General features: G+C 40.6%; 17 protein-coding genes and 1 pseudogene. 6 read left to right on the forward strand and 12 right to left on the reverse strand.

Translation table 11 applies throughout. From position 1 onward, the window contains the following. The first annotated feature begins 80 nt into the window (after nt 1-80). The 3 genes from V8V91_RS18860 (at nt 81) to V8V91_RS18870 (ending at nt 3835) form a co-directional block, all read left to right on the forward strand. Nucleotides 81-554, forward strand: a complete 474-nt coding sequence (locus V8V91_RS18860) for a PQQ-binding-like beta-propeller repeat protein (protein ID WP_373396770.1) — start codon at nt 81-83, stop codon at nt 552-554. Then, complete coding sequence (locus V8V91_RS18865; protein ID WP_373396771.1) at nt 517-2199, forward strand: PQQ-binding-like beta-propeller repeat protein; 1683 nt, start codon at nt 517-519, stop codon at nt 2197-2199. Before V8V91_RS18860 ends, V8V91_RS18865 begins: the two co-directional genes overlap by 38 nt. A 94-nt stretch (nt 2200-2293) precedes the next feature. Beyond that, nucleotides 2294-3835 carry a long-chain fatty acid--CoA ligase gene (locus tag V8V91_RS18870; protein WP_373396772.1) on the forward strand — a complete coding sequence of 514 codons (1542 nt, stop codon included), beginning with the start codon at nt 2294-2296 and terminating at the stop codon, nt 3833-3835. A gap of 61 nt (nt 3836-3896) precedes the next feature. Here V8V91_RS18870 and V8V91_RS18875 read toward each other — a convergent pair whose 3' ends face one another. The 12 genes and pseudogenes from V8V91_RS18875 to V8V91_RS18930 all read right to left on the reverse strand — a co-directional run bounded on the left by V8V91_RS18875 (nt 3897) and on the right by V8V91_RS18930 (nt 13494). After that, nucleotides 3897-4214 (reverse strand): hypothetical protein, encoded by a 318-nt coding sequence (locus tag V8V91_RS18875; RefSeq protein ID WP_373396773.1) that lies wholly within the window; start codon nt 4212-4214, stop codon nt 3897-3899. Between the two features lie 2 nt (nt 4215-4216). Beyond that, a complete protein-coding gene (locus V8V91_RS18880) occupies nt 4217-6244 on the reverse strand; it encodes a carboxypeptidase-like regulatory domain-containing protein (protein ID WP_373396774.1) in 2028 nt (675 codons plus the stop codon). Nucleotides 6245-6321: 77 nt separating this feature from the next. After that, on the reverse strand, nt 6322-7518 hold the full coding sequence (locus V8V91_RS18885; protein ID WP_373396775.1) for a hypothetical protein: 1197 nt from the start codon (nt 7516-7518) through the stop codon (nt 6322-6324). Nucleotides 7519-7597: 79 nt separating this feature from the next. After that, a complete protein-coding gene (locus tag V8V91_RS18890) occupies nt 7598-7960 on the reverse strand; it encodes a hypothetical protein (protein ID WP_373396776.1) in 363 nt (120 codons plus the stop codon). Next, nucleotides 7950-8657 (reverse strand): hypothetical protein, encoded by a 708-nt coding sequence (locus V8V91_RS18895; protein WP_373396777.1) that lies wholly within the window; start codon nt 8655-8657, stop codon nt 7950-7952. The genes V8V91_RS18890 and V8V91_RS18895 overlap by 11 nt, the downstream gene beginning before the upstream one ends. 84 nt (nt 8658-8741) lie before the next feature. Continuing rightward, nucleotides 8742-9272, reverse strand: a complete 531-nt coding sequence (locus V8V91_RS18900; protein WP_373396778.1) for a hypothetical protein — start codon at nt 9270-9272, stop codon at nt 8742-8744. 9 nt (nt 9273-9281) lie between these two features. After that, complete coding sequence (locus V8V91_RS18905; RefSeq protein ID WP_373396779.1) at nt 9282-9776, reverse strand: FecR family protein; 495 nt, start codon at nt 9774-9776, stop codon at nt 9282-9284. Between the two features lie 313 nt (nt 9777-10089). After that, complete coding sequence (locus V8V91_RS18910) at nt 10090-10257, reverse strand: hypothetical protein (protein ID WP_373396780.1); 168 nt, start codon at nt 10255-10257, stop codon at nt 10090-10092. After that, on the reverse strand, nt 10254-10856 hold the full coding sequence (locus V8V91_RS18915) for an RNA polymerase sigma-70 factor (protein ID WP_373396781.1): 603 nt from the start codon (nt 10854-10856) through the stop codon (nt 10254-10256). The genes V8V91_RS18910 and V8V91_RS18915 overlap by 4 nt, the downstream gene beginning before the upstream one ends. A 90-nt stretch (nt 10857-10946) precedes the next feature. Beyond that, nucleotides 10947-11141, reverse strand: coding sequence for a hypothetical protein (locus V8V91_RS18920; protein ID WP_373400858.1), 195 nt, complete (start codon nt 11139-11141; stop codon nt 10947-10949). A 54-nt stretch (nt 11142-11195) separates the two neighbouring features. Next, a pseudogene (locus tag V8V91_RS18925) lies at nt 11196-11638 on the reverse strand (cyclase family protein); the annotation flags it as partial. Nucleotides 11639-11703: 65 nt separating this feature from the next. After that, a complete protein-coding gene (locus V8V91_RS18930) occupies nt 11704-13494 on the reverse strand; it encodes a heparinase II/III family protein (RefSeq protein WP_373396782.1) in 1791 nt (596 codons plus the stop codon). 169 nt (nt 13495-13663) lie between these two features. On the opposite strand from V8V91_RS18930, the gene V8V91_RS18935 reads away from it, so the two are divergent. From V8V91_RS18935 to V8V91_RS18945, 3 genes are all read left to right on the forward strand, one after another. Continuing rightward, nucleotides 13664-15769: a beta-L-arabinofuranosidase domain-containing protein gene (locus V8V91_RS18935; RefSeq protein WP_373396783.1), complete on the forward strand. Its 2106-nt coding sequence runs from the start codon at nt 13664-13666 to the stop codon at nt 15767-15769. A 686-nt stretch (nt 15770-16455) separates the two neighbouring features. Beyond that, nucleotides 16456-18189 (forward strand): WD40/YVTN/BNR-like repeat-containing protein, encoded by a 1734-nt coding sequence (locus V8V91_RS18940; protein WP_373396784.1) that lies wholly within the window; start codon nt 16456-16458, stop codon nt 18187-18189. Between the two features lie 23 nt (nt 18190-18212). Beyond that, complete coding sequence (locus tag V8V91_RS18945) at nt 18213-18896, forward strand: hypothetical protein (protein ID WP_373396785.1); 684 nt, start codon at nt 18213-18215, stop codon at nt 18894-18896.

Below are 18896 nucleotides of genomic sequence, written 5' to 3' on the forward strand. Positions count from 1 at the left end.
GATTTCATCAGCAATTAAAATGCTTGGTAGGTGGTGAAAAAAAGGCGATATTTTATTCCTTTAACATTAAACCCACGCTGATGAAAATTTCTTACTTCTTGTTAGCCCTCTGTATTTTTTTTTTGGTAGGATGTGAAGGAGCAAAAGAAGAAATTGATTATACCGATTGGTCTCATTATGGAGGTCCTGAAGATGGGTCTCGCTATTCTTCTCTCCAACAAATCAATAAGTCAAATGTAGCACAGCTTTCGATTGCCTGGACCTACCAGACGGGCGATGCCACCGAAAGGTCTCAGATTCAATGCCAACCCATTGTTGTGGATGGGTTGCTTTTTGGTACTACTCCCAAATTAAATGTTTTTGCCTTGGATGCTGAGACTGGAAAAGAAGTCTGGAGATTTGATCCATTTCAAGTCCTCCCGGGGGAGAAAATTCCTGGGCAGGCACCAATCGGGGAGTTAGTTATTGGGAGGCAGGAGAGGATAAAAGAATTCTTTTGGAGCAGGGAATTGGTTGATGGCAGTGAATGCGTTAACGGGACAGCCTATTCTTGAATTCGGAGATCAAGGAAAAGTGGATTTACGAAAAGGGTTGGATACCGAAAGACAGGATTTTTTAATCGTTGCCAATGCACCTGGAGTCATTTTTAAAGATAAAATTATCATAGGAATGAGGCTTTCTGAGGGGTTAGATGCGGCTCCGGGACATATCAGGGCCTATAATGTCAAAACAGGAGAACGGGAATGGATTTTCCACACCATTCCTCATGAAGGGGAAGAGGGCTACGAAACCTGGGACGCAGAACACGTTCAGAAAATTGGTGGGGCAAACAATTGGGCAGGAATGGTAGTGGATCAAGACCGGGAGATGGTTTTTGTCCCTACAGGCTCTGCTACGTATGACTTTTGGGGTGGATATAGGAAGGGAGATAATCTATATGCCAATTCCTTGGTGGCCTTAAACGCGAATACAGGAGAACGGATCTGGCATTTTCAAGCAGTTCACCATGATGTTTGGGATCGGGACTTTCCAGCCAATCCAAACTTAATTCGGATTCAAAAAGATGGAAAATGGATGGATGCTGTGGCTCAAATTTCAAAACAAGGGATGACCTATGTTTTTGACCGGGAAACTGGTGAACCTATTTGGCCCATTGAAGAGATTCCAGTACCCCAATCGACCTTGCCCGGTGAAGAAACCGCAGCAACACAGCCCATGCCTACCTTGCCGGAGCCATTTATGAAAATGCGCTTTGAGCAGCAAGATATCCTAAATTTGAAGCCGGAATGGGAAGAAGATATCAAAAATCAACTTGAAAATGTTCTGTTTGGAGACACTTGGGCTCCACCAAGTGCAGAACATGGAATTATTCTCTTTCCGGGTATGGATGGGGGAGGAGAATGGGGAGGAGCTTCATTTGATCCTGGTTCGCAGACCTTATATGTCAATGCCAATCAAATTCCTTGGCTTATTGAAATGACTCCAAATGCAGAATTTGAAAATGTAGGACAATCCATTTATTCCACGTATTGTGGGAATTGTCATGGGCTGGAAAGAAAGGGAAACCCTCCATCGATTCCCTCTCTTTTGGGCGTGGAGGAGAAATATTCGGCAGATTCGCTACACCAACTGCTACGAAAAGGCAGAGGTGCCATGCCAGCTTTCGATCATATTTCTGAGGAAAATAGAAAAGTGCTGGTCAACTACCTGCTGAACCAAAAACCAGAGGATGGCGATAAAAAGGAGATGGAATCTAAGGATGCACCATTGGCTCCTAGGTATTTTATGAATGGTTATAAAAGGTTGCGGACCAAAGAAGGTCTCTATGGTTCCAATCCTCCTTGGGGGTTATTAACCGCCATTGATATGAACACTGGCAAAAAGAAATGGCAGATTACCTTGGGAGAAATTGACTCTTTAAGCGCTCAAGGATTTGAACCCACAGGAACGGAAAATTATGGAGGACCAGTAGCCACGGCGGGTGGGTTACTGTTTATTGCAGCTACCAAAGACGAAAAAATAAGGGCTTTCGACAAAGAGACTGGAGACTTGCTTTGGGAGGCGAAATTACCTGCTTCCGGGCATGCTACTCCTGCAGTTTATGAAAAAGGAGGGAAACAATTTTTAGTCATCGCCTGTGGTGGAGGAAAGGGGACTAAAAGTGGTGATAGCTATGTGGCATTTTCTTTACCCGATTGACTTATTGCGACTTTGATTGGGGACAATGCGGTGAAAAATCTTTAGATTGAATAGGCTTTTTAATGTATCAAACCCAATTAAACCCAAAATAATCATGATGAATCTTGCAGTATTGCTGGAAGAAAGCGCTAGGAAATACCCCAATAAGGACGCTTTTATTTTTATGGATAAGCATTTGTCTTTTGCCCAAATAGATAATGCAGCCAATCAAATTGCCAATGGACTGAATACACTTGGCATTCACAAAGGAGATCGAGTAGCATTAAGCTGTCTTAATTTGCCTTATTTCCCTATGATCTATTTTGGGATTTTGAAAGCTGGCGCCATCGTGGTTCCGTTATCGGTCTTATTAAAGCATGATGAAATAGAATATCATCTACAAAATTCAGGGGCAAAGGCCTATTTCTGTTTTGAAGGGACGAAGGAATTGCCAATGGCAAAGGAAGGTCTGGAAGGATTTAAAAATGTAAGTAACTGCGAGCATTTTTTTGTGATCACGCCACAGATGACAGATCCGTCGCCTTTTGAGGGGGTTAAAACCTTAGGAATGCTCATGGCAAATAGGTCTTCTTTATATTCTACCATGGTCACGGGAGCAGATGATACTGCCTTGATTATCTATACCTCTGGAACTACCGGTAAGCCAAAAGGAGCAGAGCTTTCACATTCTAATTTGGTTTTGAATGCGATGCTTTCAAAGAAAATTCTTTCTCTGGAAAGGGACGATAAGTTATTAATTGTATTGCCCTTATTTCACATTTTTGCCATGACGGTACTTATGAATGCGGGACTTTATGTTGGGGCAACAAGTGTTTTACTACCAAGATTTGATGGTACTCAGGTGCTGGGATTAATGGAGAAACATGAGATCAGTATTTTCGCAGGAGTTCCTACCATGTATTGGGGTTTGTTGAACAGCGACGAAACCCAGTTTGATATTGCCTCAATCGCTAAAAATCTAAAAACATGTGTTTCTGGAGGGGCTGCTTTACCTGTAAACGTGCTTGAAAATTTCGAGAAGAAATTTAATGTCCCTATTTATGAAGGGTATGGAATGTCCGAAGGATCTCCCGTGGTTACATTCAACCAAAAAGAATTTGGCAAGAAACCTGGTTCAGTAGGTGTTCCAGTATGGGGAGTTGAAGTTAAAGTGGTGGATGACCAAGGAAAAGAGCTGCCCGCAGGAGAAAAAGGAGAATTAATTTATAGGGGGCACAATGTGATGAAAGGATACTATAACAACCCCAAAGCAACTGCAGAGACTTTAAAAGATGGCTGGCTATATTCAGGAGATGTTGCCATAAAAGATGAGGATGGGTCTTTTTTTATCGTGGATAGAACCAAGGAAATGATCATCCGGAAGGGACTGAATGTCTACCCGAGAGAGATTGAGGAAGTGATGATGAAGCATGATGCAGTGTCTATGGTGGCTGTGATTGGTGTTCCAAGTGAAGAATCCGGTGAAGAAATCAAGGCTTGTGTGGTTTTGAATCAAGGCTTTGAGTTGAAAGAAGAAGCTTTGATTGCCTGGACCAAAGAGCACATAGCTTCTTATAAATACCCAAGAATTATCCAGTTTATGGATGCGCTTCCAATGTCTGCCACTGGAAAGATCCTGAAGAAAGAACTTAGATAAGAATCAATTTCTTGGCTTATAAAAAAGGGATGATAGTAAATTTCTACCATCCCTTTTTTGATTAAAACTCAACACGATAGCTCAATATAGGGATTAATGGAGCTTGATAGGAGGTTTTGATCTCACTATCCATGGGTTCGAAATAGCTTCCATAGATGTTCTTTCTATTGGTGGCATTTTGAATATCCAAAGCCCAAGTGCGAGTAGATTTTGCCTTATTTCTTTTTAGGCTGACCCTTAAATCAGCTCTGAAGTAATCGGGATTTTGAGTTTCAAATGCCTTTGCATCATCCAAAACAGTTTCTCCTTTTTTGATGGATTGGTCTAGCAAAATGGGAGTGGTCCTTAACCCGCCTCCGTAAATGCCTCTAATGTTCACTCCTAAGGTTCTGTTTTTTGAAGAGGGAATTCTTTGCCTCCTGTAATAGTGATATTAAGATTTCCATTATATCTCGTATTCCTCCACACATTTTCCTGGGTTTTATATTGTGAATTATACAAAGAAGTAGATAACAGGAAATAAAGATTGTTGTGGGTAAACTGTTCCAAAGTCAATTCAACACCATAATTTTTTCCTAACCCTTCATTGATTAAGGGGTCTGTGGCAAAAGACCATTGTTGATTGATGATGGAATAAGTTTCATTCATCCCTTCTTTGATTGGAATTTGGAATAGATGCTGGTAGTAAGCCTCGATCTTCATTCTCAACAATGGGTTTAAGGATCGATCATATCCTAATACAAAGTGATGGGATTTACTCAAATCCAAGTTCTTATTAGCTAGGATAATTTCTCCTTCTATCTCTTTTTCCGCGAAGTAAGTCCCAAGTGGTTGGACCTGACTATGCAATCCATATCCAAAACTCAATCGTTGCTTTTCATCTAATTCGTATGCCAGGCTAAATCTTGGCTCCAAAGAATTAGAATTATTTAGCAGGAGTTGGAGGTAGTGAAGCCCTACATTAAACGTCAGCCTTTCATTGGCTTTATAATTCCATTGTGAAAAAGCCTGGATACTTTGTGTATTACCTTTTGAATTGGCATGGGTGATTATTTGACCCTGTTCCTCATCATAGTTGTTTAGGTGAATATTATAAAACAGTTGATTTAAATACACCCCACTTCGTAAGCTGGACCTTGCTGAAAGCTTTGAATTTAACACTGAACTTAGAGTGATTTTTGAATTGCTCAAATGATCATCATACCTATTTTCATCCAGATATTCGTTATCCAGTCTTGAACCTTTATCTCCTAAAGTGTTTCCAGAAACCAACAAAGTGGTTTGAAGAAAATTTGAAGGGTTGAGAGTTTGGGAATATTTGATTCCGGCTGCACCAGTATTAGAAAGGAATTTTGAGCTGTAGCGATCTCCTTCACTTTCCCAAGTTAGAGAGTCTTGCTCCGCATTACTTTTTTGATTGCTCAATCCTCCAAAACCAAATAAGGTGATACTACTGTTTTTTCTGGTTGGGAGAAATATGTTGATGGATAAATCTTGAAAATTGGTTACGAAATCCCCCAATGGAAGTCCTAGCTTGGAAAGTAAGGAAAGAGTGGAGTACCTATAGTTGATCAGGTAAGATCCTCGATATCCTGCTGCAATGGGTCCTTCCGCTGCGAGATCCAAACCAAGAAATCCAGCTTGGATAGTGAATTCCTGATTTTCATTATTTCCCTTTCTCAAGTTAAGATCAAAGACCCCAGAAAGTGCATTTCCGTATTCGGCAGTAAATGCTCCCGTTAGGAAATCAGAATTGGAAAGTAACTGGCTACTTAAAATAGAAACTCCTCCTCCTGATGTTCCGGGGTTTACAAAATGATTTGGATTTGGAATATCTATTCCTTCCATTCTCCATAGTAATCCGTTTGGACTATTGCCACGAATAGAAATATTGTTGTTTCCATCATCGGTGCTTACTACCCCTGAAAAGGAAGCGGCCATTCGTGCTGGATCGTTGACTGCTGCAGCAAACTTTCTTGTTTCCTCAACAGAAAAAGTCCTGCCGCTTACCACTACCATGTCATTGATTGTTCGATCCTTGTCGCTTGCATTGACTACAAATTCCTGGATTTGTGTGATGTCTTCCTCCAAAGAAATTTGAAGTACCACTTCTTTGCCCGAATTCACTTGAATGTTGGGAAGGATCAGGTCCTTGTAGCCCACAAAACTTACTCTCAATGTGTAGTTACCAATAGGAACGTTTTTCATTCTAAACTCTCCATATTCATCGGTAATTTCACCAACCAGCGGATCTGTGTTTAGAATCATAATAGTTGCACCTGGCATGGCCAACTGACTGATTTGGTCAACTACTTTTCCTCGAATTGTCTGACTTAATTCCTGTGAAAACCCAGGAAAACTGAAAAATGCCAAAAGCAAGGTTACATAGAATGTGAATAGATATTTCATGGAGTTCGTGTTTTTAGGGCAAAGAATTTCCAGTCTGATCTTAAATCAGAGATGGGTTTGAAAGATTTTTAAAAGGATTAGAAGAACCTGATTCCGGCACGGAAGCCCCACCAAAATTGACTTGCTAGATCATCAAACCGGTAGTTTCTCTCGGAGAATACCTTAGGGCCATCGAAAGTAAAGAGGTCAGGGTGTTGATTATAGGAGGTGTCGTATACTCTAAAATTGATGGAAGGACCTGCATAGAGTGCGACTTTAGGCGCCACTTGAAAATCAGCTCCTACATAAAACCGATTGATCAGATTCAATGCTTCTACATTTCCTCTATTGAGTTGCTGGGAGCTGGCTTCAATATTCAAGTACGTTTTTCTCCCTAGCCTTGGAGAAGTACCAATTCCATATCCAAATGCCCAAACCGTATAATCTGTTATTTCTGGTCGAATCCCTACGAAAAGCATATTGTAAAAGCTTCTCGTGCCTGTTCGAAAGGCAAGGTTGATTGGAAGGATTTCATCGGTTCCAATTTCTAGGGTATGATACCCGCTTTTAACGATACTGAGTAGTCCAATGGGAGCTCCTGAAATACTATCTGCATAATTAAAAAGGCCGATTTGGCTACCCTTTACTTTTCTTGCAAAATTTAGAATTCCAGCAACCTGTACTCCCTGGACATCCTTTGGTGTGAAATTGACGATTCCTGCAGCTTGAGTACCTTTTACATTGCCGCCTGCAAAATTGGCAATACCAGCACCTTGAAAGCCTGTTAATTCCTGACCTGCAAAGTTGACTATTCCAGCACCTTGGAATCCACGGACTGATTTGCTGGTAAAGTTGGTGATGCCAGCGAGCTGGGTGCCTTCCACAGCCCCTGTGGTGAAGTTGACTATACCGGCTCCTTGTACACCTCGGATGGAGTCCAGGTTTGCATTGGCAATGCCTGCAAATTGAGCGCCCTCTACTTTACCACCTACTTGATTGAAAATCCCAGCAAGCTGTACATATTTTGCATCAAACCTGTTGATGTTAAACAAACTTGCCATTTCTAGTTTGTTGGTTCCAGCAGAGTATCCTCCAAATAAATTAAAGGAGAAATCATTGGTAGTAATTCCAGAATTTTTTCCATTGGTTCCCAGGTAAGGGACGATGGAAATCTGAAGTTCTGTATTCCGGATTTCTTGGTTTTCAGAATCTGTAGAAACAGTTTGAGAAATGGCTGAAAGAGGATTAAGAGCAACAAATAAAATAGCTCCAATAATTTTATTTACCGTTTTCATAGCATTGGTTTAGTTTTCGTATCTATGACAATCGAAAACTTTTCTCCCCCTATGGACAGGTAGAAAAAATTAAAAATTTTTAAAAAAAGCGGATTCCAGCCCGGAAACCCCACCAAAGCTGTGATTTAATATCATCCGGGTAGTCTTGTTCAGAGATGATTTTTGGAGAAGTATAGGTAAATAAATCTGGATGATCTGAATACGAACTATCGTAAATTCTCCAATTGATGCTTGGGCCTGCGAAGATTCCGACTTTATTGGCAAACTGATAATCTAATCCCAAATAACCTCGATTGATCAAGTTTATGGCTTCCAAATTTCCTTTTAAGAGCTGCTGTGAACTCAATTCGATGTTGAGAAATAACTTATTTGCCAATTTGGGGGAGCTTCCTACTCCGTATCCGAATGCCCATGTGACTGAATCCGCTCTTTCAGGTCTCATCCCAGCAAAAATCATATTGTAAACCCTCTGGTGCCGTTCTCAACGAGATGTTCAAAGGCAACATTTCATCCACTCCAATTTCCACTTTGTGGTATCCTTTTCTTACAAAGCTGATCAGGCCAATAGGGGTTCCAGAAGTGCTGTCTGAATAGTTGAATAAGCCCAATTGAAAACCCTGGACATTTTTGGCAATATTGAGGACAGTAGAGATTTGCCCACCTTCTACATCATGATGGGTGTAATTGGTAACTCCTGCCAATTGTACTCCTTTTAGGTCTGAAGTGACGATATTCAATACGCCTGCCGCTTGAACGCCAGAAACTGGCCCGGAGGAAAAATTACCTATTCCTGCAGCTTGAAAACCTGTCACCGCCTCTAGGTTGATATTGGTTAAACCTGCTACTTGGAACCCTTTTACCGATCCGCCCACTTGGTTGAAAAGACCAGCAGCTTGGAAATACTGTACATTTCTGCGGTTGATGTTAAAAAGGCCTCCAATTTCAGCTTTGTTGGTTCCCCCTGAGAAACCACCCAGAATATTGAGGGAAAAGTTATTGACTACAGATCCGCTTATTTTTCGATTGGTTCCAATAAAAGGGACAAAAGATGCCTGAAATCCACGGGATAAGGTGTCTTGAACGTTTTCAAGGTTGGTAAAGCCCACAGAGTTGGAAGTCCAAGCCCAAAAATTTTTCATGGGTTCCGTGAGACTTCGGACTATAGGAGAGGCATTTTCACCTTCTGCCTTCAAAAGATTTTTGAAACCTGGAGTTTCTACTTTCTACCAATAGTGTGTCAGCATAATCTTTTTATTGACGATCAACTGGAAATTTTCCTCCGCAGGATTTTTTACCTGAAACTGGAAAAAACCAAATTCATCAGTAGTAGAAGATTGTAGGGTGATGGGGTTATATACCGTCGCATTTTTTATACGATCTCCAGATTGTTCGTCTACCACATAACCACTGATGGTTATTTCTTTTTCAGCCGGAGGAGCAGGGGTCAATATTAAGTAAACCCCTTTTTGTTTATAGTTGACTGCTCCATCAAAAACTTCTTCCAGCACTTCCCTACAGGATTGATCAGAAAAATTGCCAGTAATATTCCTGTTGACATCCAGGGTAGAAGGACTGTAAGAAAATACCCCTCCTACCTCTTTAGAAAGCCTATTTAGAAACCCCTCCAAGGGTTCTCCTTGTGCTTCAATGGAAACCCTTTTTTCCAGCAAGGATATCTGCTGAGCAACAAGGTTATGGTAGCTGCCTAGCAACAATAAGATGGCTATAATAGGCCGGAAAAAGGTATGTCTCATTTGAAAAAATTAATTGCAGGCTGCTCCTGAAAGTACGATATCACTCCCGTTTCTTGTGATATCTAAATTAAGCGTTTCAGAAATAATAGACAAAATGGTGTCCAGTTCTTCATTTTCAAAATCTACAGTCAAACGGCAGCCTCCAATGTTCCCTTCCAAAACAATCTCAGTTTGATATACTTCACTCAATTGGGCTACTACAAAAGCCAATTCTTGATTGAGATAGGAAAAGGATTTAGTACTGTATGAATCCACATTGGCATCAGTTTCTTCTTTCGAGAAACTTCCCGAGTTTTTGTCAAATATCCCCTTTTCTCCTGCTAGAAGTTGAATTCCTTCTTTGGATTGTAAATACATCCTTACTTCCCCTTCCAAAACAGATACCTCTATCAAAGGATTAGTTGGATAAGCTTTCACATTGAAGACTGTCCCGATATCCTCAATAAACAATTCATTGACTTGAACCTGCCATTTTACTTTTTTGTCCTCAGGAATGGAAATCAAGGATTCTCCGCTTAGTTTGATCAGCCCAGTTTTTTTCGCTCGTTGTATTCTACACTTACCTCTGAATCCCGATTTAAAGAGAGTTGGGTTTGATCTGGAAGAATTTGCGTTTCCACTTGATTCTCGCTCAAATAAGTAAATTTTTCAGGAGCGGAAAGTTGTTGATAGATCAAGAAAGATACTGTGCATAGGAGGATAAAACTGGCAGCAATCCTCCATGGAGTAAAGAAAATTTGCTTTCCTTTTTTAGGCGGATGGATTTTTGGTTGAATTTTACTCCAGGCAAGGTCCGCGTCAAACTGCTGGTCGGAACCTAGATTTGTTTTTGAAAAATCAATAATTCATCATCCAGCACTTTTTGATTCTCCTCCGATAGGGCACACCATTCCTTCAGTTCTTTTTCTTCTGAAGGACTGATTTCACCAACTATGTATTTGGCGATAAGGCTGTCAATATAGAATTCTTCCTGCTCGCTCATCATTCTAATATGATATGAAGTAGTAGCGCAATCAATGGAAGATACTCCTGTAACTGGGTCCTCATGAGTTTCAGGGCTTTTCCCATTTGATTTTCTACTGTTTTAATCGATAAATTTAATTGATCGGCAATCTCTTGGTATTTCAACTCCTCAAACCTACTCATGGTGAATATTAACCGGCATTGTTGGGGTAAGGATTGAAGTGCAAGGGCAATTTTTTCTTCCAATTCTCCTTTCAGAGTGCTTTGATCAGAAGCTTCACTTTGCTGTTCTCCCTGTTGGGTTATCATATCTCCATAATTCTTCTTGACCTTCTGATGCTTGATCTCATTGAGACAGGCATTTCGGATAATCTGATAGAGATAGGATTTGACCGAACTTTGGATTGAAATGGTTTCTTTTTTCTCCCAAAGCTTGATAAAGCAGGATTGTACTACTTCTTCGGCATCAGCAGGATCTTCCAGATAGGAATTCGCATAGCGACATAAGGGCTGATAATATTCTTTAAATAACATCTCCAGTGCTTTTTCATCACCTGACTTGATCGACTGAAAAATCATTTGATCGCTTGTTTGCATGGAGGCATTTTGCTGTTCATGCAAGATAAGGTTTTGAATGGTTTTTATAAATAGGACAACTCAGAAGATGCTTACCCCTATGTAGATTTGAAAAAAAGTAAAAAAACTGTGAGCTTACTCAAATACTGCCACTGCCCTTACTGGTGACCCTGTACCACCTTTGATTTTTAAAGGTAAAGCTATAAATCGAAACCTCCCTCTTCCTATGAGTTGATCTAAATTGATCATATTCTCATAATGTGTAAAGCTCAATTCTCCACAGATATGATGCACCTCTTTATTGGTGATTTTAGGAATACCAGGAGACATGGTTTCCACTCCAAATGCAGCAATTTTTTGATCGCCTAACCATCGAGTAGCTTCTGCAGTTAATCCAGGACCTTTTCCCCAATTCTCGGTACGGTAGTGTTTCCGATAATGATCGGTATAAAGTAAAACAGTATCTCCTTTCTTGATCTGAAGATTGCTTTTTCCAAGGCAGTTTTTAAATCTTGGGTATTAATTAATTCTTGAAGGCCTTTATGAGAAAGGTCAATACAAATCCCCTCTGTGTAAAATATGGATAAGGGCATCCTGTCAATGGATCCACTCGAAAATTTTATACCCATATGGTTGAGCGCATCTACATGCGTTCCGGTATGTTCACTCATTTCCAGATTTAATACACTGGGTGTTTGGGTTCTAGGGTTCTCAATTTTATCCCATTGTTCATGAGTGGCATAGGTAGATATTGTAACTGGGGGTAGGGAATGATAGGTTGGCATTCCCGAAAAGATTTCCTGCGATAAGTCAATAATTTCGGCCATAAAATAGTTTTCAATAAAAAAGATTTACCACAATAATGGTTCCTTGAATTCTATATTGATTAGCATTAGTCCATGGGGATTAAACGCACTTCTAGCTTTTGCTTTTGATCAGGGGAAAGATTGGTTTCAAATCCTATTAAAATCATTCCCTCATTCGTTTCTTCCCCTTTTGCAGTGGGATTGGCAGGGTACAATTGAAGTTGGGCATTTTTGGGATAAATCACTTCCAATTTTAATTTTTCATCTCCTTTCGATATGACTGCCTGATTCTTTCCATTGAAAATTATCGCATCATACGTCATCATTCCCCATCGAACTTTCGAAGGATCGCTGTTATTTTGAATTTCATCAATAATTCTTACTTCTCTTCCTTTTTTGATCAGAGTGGTTCTTTCAGCGCTTTTTAGGTGATTTTCATACACTTCAGAAAAATCCAAAGAGGTGGATTTCAGGTTCTTTTTATCTTTTACTTTTAAGATTTCGGCCTTTCCTTCTATGTTTTGAAGGGCGCTGTCCACCACCAAGGTATTGTGGGAATAATTGGTATACCGAAAAACAGACCAACGCTCCCCGTCTTGGCTTCCATCCCAAATATTGACCCCCTGTGATTCCAATGAATTGTAATTATTCATCCCTAGGTCATGTGCCCATCTAACTCCATTGGCATCCATGACAAAACTCCCGATATCCATATGTCCATGACTGACTTTGGGGGAACCGGCTTTGGTACCTACATAAATAGCATCTTTGGTCCAGCCACTTCTTTGGAAACTGACGGGGTTTTCACCATTCCCAGTCCAGGTCAATTGGGCTGGAGTAGGGATAAGTGTGGTATCCAATTCTGAAAGCCAGATCATTAAGAATACGAAAAAACGATTCGAAGTATTCGCTGGATCCAAAGTTCTCTTTTGATCCAAAAATTCCTGAATCAAGGGGATCTGTTTAAATAGTAAACTGGGCTGCTGGGACTTGGATGCAAACCAATACATCCCTGCTGACATCACCTCACTTTGTCTGGAATCAGAATAGTTGAAGCTACCCATAGGTCCATGGGCATGTAGAAAATAATTCCCGGTTTTCAAAAATCCTTTAGAAACAGGCAATACCAATTCTGGATGTTTTTTCTGAAATGCATCAAGGTAAAGTACATGGAAGGTAGTGCCATATTCCCAATAGGAAGTGCCTTCAGGATAAGCTCCATCCGGATTGTATTGGGCTTCTGGAATAGGAATTTTTTCTTCCGATCGAGCTAGAATTTGGTTTGTCAATTCAGGATAATTTTCAGCTACAGCCCAAGCTCCTACCGCAAGAGAAGCATGGCAGACTTGATTCCAATTATTCGTAGTGTTGATCCACCAATAATCTTCAGCCAAGGATGGTTTTAGTCCTTTCTCCACAATGGCTTCCCTTATTTTTTGTGCTGATTCCTCGGATAAGTCTTCATGTACCCAGTCATAACCAATCCCCATGGCCATGGTCATTTCAGCTACGTCCAAAAAATGTGAAGGGTTCCAATCTTGAAAATCAGCTGCTGCCAATAGATTTTTTTCAATTGCCTTTAAGTATTTTTCATCAGCAGTAAGCTGAAAGGCATAGCCTAAATAGGTAATCCGTTTCAAATAAGCCCTACTTACACTTAGTAACCTCCTTCCAGTCAATTCACGAGGTAAAGTTGGTAAGGCGGCAACTTCATCCGCCACTTTCAAAAATTCAATCTGGACTGCTTGAAGTAGTGGGATGCTGGTTTCTGGATCTTTCGAAATAAACAGAGATGGACTAGTTTTTTGAGCTATTGCGGGAATAGTAGAAATCAAAAAAGAGAGTAAAAGAAATCTACAAAAATAGTATAGAGACATGTCGATCTAAGTTAGAGGAGTACCCAAATTATCTTATGTTTTACATCTCTACAAACAAAGGATGCAAGATTTTGAGGTGATTTACGAAATGGATTTCTGTGGATGGTAAGAGGATGGCCTTTGAGAAATGTATATTTATATTAATATGAAACCAACCTTTCAAAGATCAATGCGAAAAGACTTTTACTTCAGATGGTCAATAGTTCTCTTTTTCATAGGGTTATTCTCTTGTAATTCTGAAAGCTCTCAGAAAAAGACCACCTTACAGCCCCATTATTTGAACAATCGGGCTCCTTTGAGACCTAATCCCTATTTGGAACTTCCTCTGGGAAGTATTAAACCCAATGGTTGGTTAAAGGAACAATTGGAAAGAATGGCAAGTGGTATGACTGGAAATCTGGATATTGTGTATTCCGAAGTGGTAGGGGAGCGAAATGGCTGGTTAGGAGGAGATGGAGATGGTTGGGAGCGTGGGCCTTACTGGATTGACGGCTTGCTACCTTTGGCATTTATTTTAGAAGATGAGGAACTGAAGGGTAAAGCCATGAAATGGGTGAATTGGACATTGACCCATCAAGCAGAAAGTGGGTATATAGGACCTGTTCCATTTGAGGAAGACCCTACTCCAGAAGCAGGTATCCAAAAAGGGCCTAGGAAGGATTGGTGGCCAAAGATGGTGATGCTTAAGGTTCTAAAACAATATTATCAAGCAACAAATGATGCCCGGGTAATTGAGGTGCTTACCAAGTATTTTCATTATCAGTTAAATGAATTGCCTTCTCATCCTTTGGATGAACTTTCGTTTTGGGCTAATCGTAGGGCTGGAGACAACTTGGAAGTGATCTATTGGTTGTACAATATCACTGGTGATCAAAAGTTACTGGAGCTTGGAGAGTTGGTTCAAGAGCAAACATTTCCTTGGCAAAAGGTATTTGAAAGTGAGCCCAATGACTATGTTTTTGCGGATATATGGGAATATAATCAAGGCAAAAGATACCCTTATGAGCCAGCTGAAATCTCTCGATTGAATTTAGCTCAAGTTCCAGGATTACATACAGTCAATGTGGCGCAAGGTCTAAAACAGCCTGTGGTTTATTACCAGAAATCAGGTGATCCTAGTGCGGTGAATTCAGTTAAGAATGCGTTGGCAATGCTCAAAGAATATCACGGACAACCTCAAGGGATGTATGGAGGGGATGAACCCCTACATGGGAATAGCCCGGTACAAGGAATTGAATTTTGCTCGATTTCCGAGGAAATGTTTTCATTGGAAACTATCCTGAAAATTACGGGAGATGCCAGTTTTGCAGATTTATTGGAAAAAATCACATACAATGCCCTACCTACCCAAGCCTCTGATGATTTTACAAGCCGTCAATATTTTCAGGCTGCAAACCAAGTAGTTCTTTCAGACGAGATGGATTTCTCTTATGAGACAGAGCATCATGGGGGTACTGATTTTGTATTTGGTGAACTGACTGGTTACCCTTGTTGCACCACCAACATGCACCAATCTTGGCCTAAGTTTGTCCAAAACCTCTTTTATGCTACCCCCGATGCAGGGGTTGCCGCTTTGTTGTACGGACCAAGTTCTGTAGAACTTTTAGTGGGGAATGGAGAGAAACTACAGCTCACTGAAACTACTGGTTTTCCTTTTCGAGAATCCGTTCAATTTGAGTTGAACCTGTCTGCGACCTCTGATTTTCCATTTCACTTAAGAATCCCTAATTGGGCGGTAAATCCAACTATCCTAATTAATGGGGAATCTGTTGCTTTTGACCATACAAATGGAATCGCAATCATTCAGAGAGCCTGGAAGGACGGAGACCAGGTGGAGCTCAAGTTGCCCATGCAATTAAAATCTTCGACTTGGTATGAAGGAATGGTGGCGATAGAACGTGGTCCACTGGTTTACAGTTTGAAAATTGAAGGAGAAACGAAAACAAAAGATAGAAATGATAGATTTCGGGCTTTTCAAGAGGTTTATCCTTTAGACCCCTGGAATTATGGATTAATAGAGTCCACTTTGAATGACTTAGAAAGTTTGGTGGAAGTGCAAGAAAACCCTTGGGATGGCAGTTATCCCTGGAACCTTGAAAGCTCCCCCATTCAATTGACTTTACCAGCCTATCAAATTCCTTCTTGGAAATTGATCAATGAAGTACCCATAGGCTTAAAACTTGAAAATCTTGGTGAGAGTCGAGAGGTGGTTTTAGTACCCTACGGGACCACTACACTTCGAATTACGGAGTTCCCTTTCATAAAATCAGAATGAATTTGGAAGGAGTAATCTGGAACCATGGCCATTCCTATAATTGCCTTGTTTTTTAAGCGGAATTCCCAGTATATTTTGTCTTTAACTGAAATTGCAATGCTAAAAAAGCTACTAACCACCGCCTTTTTGTTACCTATGAGTATTTGGGCCTTTTCCCAAGATCTCACTCCTTTATTGAATTCATATAAATTTCGAAATGTGGGGCCTTTACGTGGAGGTAGAGTGACTGCCGTTGCCGGGGTTGCTTCAAAACCTTCTTTGTTTTATATGGGGGCAACTGGAGGTGGTGTATGGAAAACAGAAGATTATGGGATCACTTGGGAGAATATCTCTGATGGATATTTCCCTACTCCTTCCATCGGAGCCATTTCCGTTTATCAAAAACAACCTGAAATTATTTATGTGGGCACAGGTTCAGATGGACTTCGCTCCAATGTTATTACCGGTAAAGGGGTATATAAATCCACGGATGAAGGTAAAACCTGGGATTTCATTGGTTTAAAAGATGCAGGTCAGATCGGATCGGTAGAAATACACCCTGATAATCCAGATATTGTGTATGTAGCTGCAATTGGTCAGGCATTTGAAAAAATGAAGAAAGAGGGGTCTTTAAAACCATGGATGGAGGAAAATCCTGGGACAAGGTTTTCTATCATTCCGATAGTGTTGGCGTTTCCGATTTGGAATTGGCTCCTGATGATCCAAATACCATTTATGCAGGTGCTTGGAGAGGGGAACGAAAGCCATGGACGATTACTTCAGGTTCCACTGAGGGCGGAGTTTACAAGTCCATTGATGGCGGTAATACATGGAATAAGCTCAGCAATGGCCTTCCCACTGGATTAACAGGAAAAATCGATTTTGCAGTTTCACCGGCTGACCCGGATGTCGTATATGCAAATATTGAGGCTTCGGAAAATCAAGGAGGGTTATATCGATCTTCGGATCGAGGTGCTAGCTGGGAGTTTGTTTCCGATAATGCCAATTTGACTAATAGGCCTTTTTACTATACCAATATTTACGCGAATCCAAAAGATGCCAATACGGTTTATAATAATTCGCTACGCTTTTTAAGATCCTTTGATGGTGGAAAGACTTGGAAATCCATTTCTACTCCCCATGGAGATAATCATGACATCTGGATCAACCCAAATGATACTACCATTTGGATTCAATCAAATGATGGAGGAGCCAACATCACATTAAACTCTGGTAAAAGTTGGTCTACCCAGTTCAACCAGCCTACTGCCGAATTGTACACAGTAGAGGTTGATGATCAATATCCTTATTGGTTATATGCTGGACAGCAGGACAATTACAGTGCGATTGCGGTGCCAAGTATGCCTCCTTCCAGTGTGCAAGCTGGGCCTAATTCTTTTATTATTAATGTGGGGGGATGTGAAACAGGACCGGCAGTTCCAAAGCCTGGAAACCCAAATATTGTTTATTCTAATTGTAAAGGGCGTTTTGGGGTATATGATAAAACCTCTGGTCAAGAATTGCAATATTATGTAGGGGCAACCAATATTTACGGGCATAATCCCAAAGACTTGAAGTTCAGGTTTCAACGAGTTGCTCCTATTCATGTGTCTCCTCATAATCCAAATGTGGTCTATCATACTTCTCAGTATGTTCATAAAACTACAGATGATGGAAAGACTTGGGAGATCATTTCACCTGATCTTACAGCATTTGATCCAGAAACTCAGGTGGTGCCGGGATCGCCGATCACTCGAGATGTAACTGGCGAGGAGTATTACAGTACCATTTATGCAATTAGAGAATCTCCTATTCAGGAAGGGTTGATTTGGGTAGGTGCAAATGACGGACCTGTACACGTGACCAAAGATGGAGGTAAGACTTGGCAAAATGTTACTCCAAATATGCCTAAAGGTGGAAGAGTAGATGCGGTAGAGCCTTCACCTCATGACCCTGCAAAAGCCTATGTTTCTGTGTTGCGTTATCTGTTAGGAGATGACAAGCCTTATATTTATAAAACCGAAGATTATGGCCAAACCTGGACCTTATTGACTACAGGTTCTAATGGAATTCCAGAGGATTATCCCACTTTGGTGATGAGAGAGGATCCAGTAAAAGAAGGCATTTTATATGCAGGAACTCAATTTGGTTTATTTATTTCTATGAATGATGGAGAGACTTGGACAGCTTTTGAAAGTAATCTTCCTGTAACTCCTATTACAGATATTAAGATTCATCAAGATGATTTGGTGATGTCCACCATGGGTAGGGGTTTCTGGATTTTGGATAATCTGGTCAGCTTGAGAGGGATTACTAGCATCGGTTCTCAAGGGGTGGTGTTTTTCAGCCAAAAACTGCCATCCGAAATTATCTTTCTGAGAGAAGTGAAACAAATGGGCCTGAATACCCAAGAGCTGCTGCAAATCTGGATTACTATTTAGAAGATAAAGCAGAAAATCTCCGCATGGAAATAATCAACGAAAAAGGAGAAGTGGTTCATGCCTATCAAGCAGATGGCCCCAAAGAACCTGAAGTTGATACCACTAGAAATATGTCAACGGAATTCACTGAAGCTCCTGCTTCAAAAGGTCTTCCCAATAAAGCCGGCATGAATCATTTCAACTGGAATATGAGACATCAAGGTGGGTGGGATAAAGATCCGAAAAAGGCTTACTTAGGAAATGGACCAATGGTTTCTACAGGTACTTATACCGCAAGGTTGATTGCCGATGATCAGGTACTGGAAGAGAAATTTGATGTGATTTTGGATCCAAGAGTGACACTTGTTTCTGATGAAGATGTGGCGGAACAAGAGCGACTTTCTCTACAGATTCAATCATTCAGAGATGAGGTTGAACAATTGATCGCGGCTATCGAAGAGGAGCAAGAAACACTCAAAATGGTGCTTGAAAATGAAAACCCGGCTAAGAATGTAGAGAATAGGAAGAAGCAGCTAGATGAAATTTATTATGAATTGGTAACTCCTGAAGGGACTTACATGCAGCCAATGCTTCAGGATCAAGCAAGGTACTTAGGTTCTATGCTTGGAAGAGCAGATCAAAAACCAGGTAAAGATGCGTATGAGAGATTAGAGGAATTGCAACAGAAATTCAATGAGGTAAAATCAATTTATGAGAGGATGAAATAA

The sequence above is a fragment of the Algoriphagus halophilus genome (genome assembly GCF_041729275.1).
In the GTDB taxonomy this organism is placed as follows: domain Bacteria; phylum Bacteroidota; class Bacteroidia; order Cytophagales; family Cyclobacteriaceae; genus Algoriphagus; species Algoriphagus halophilus_A.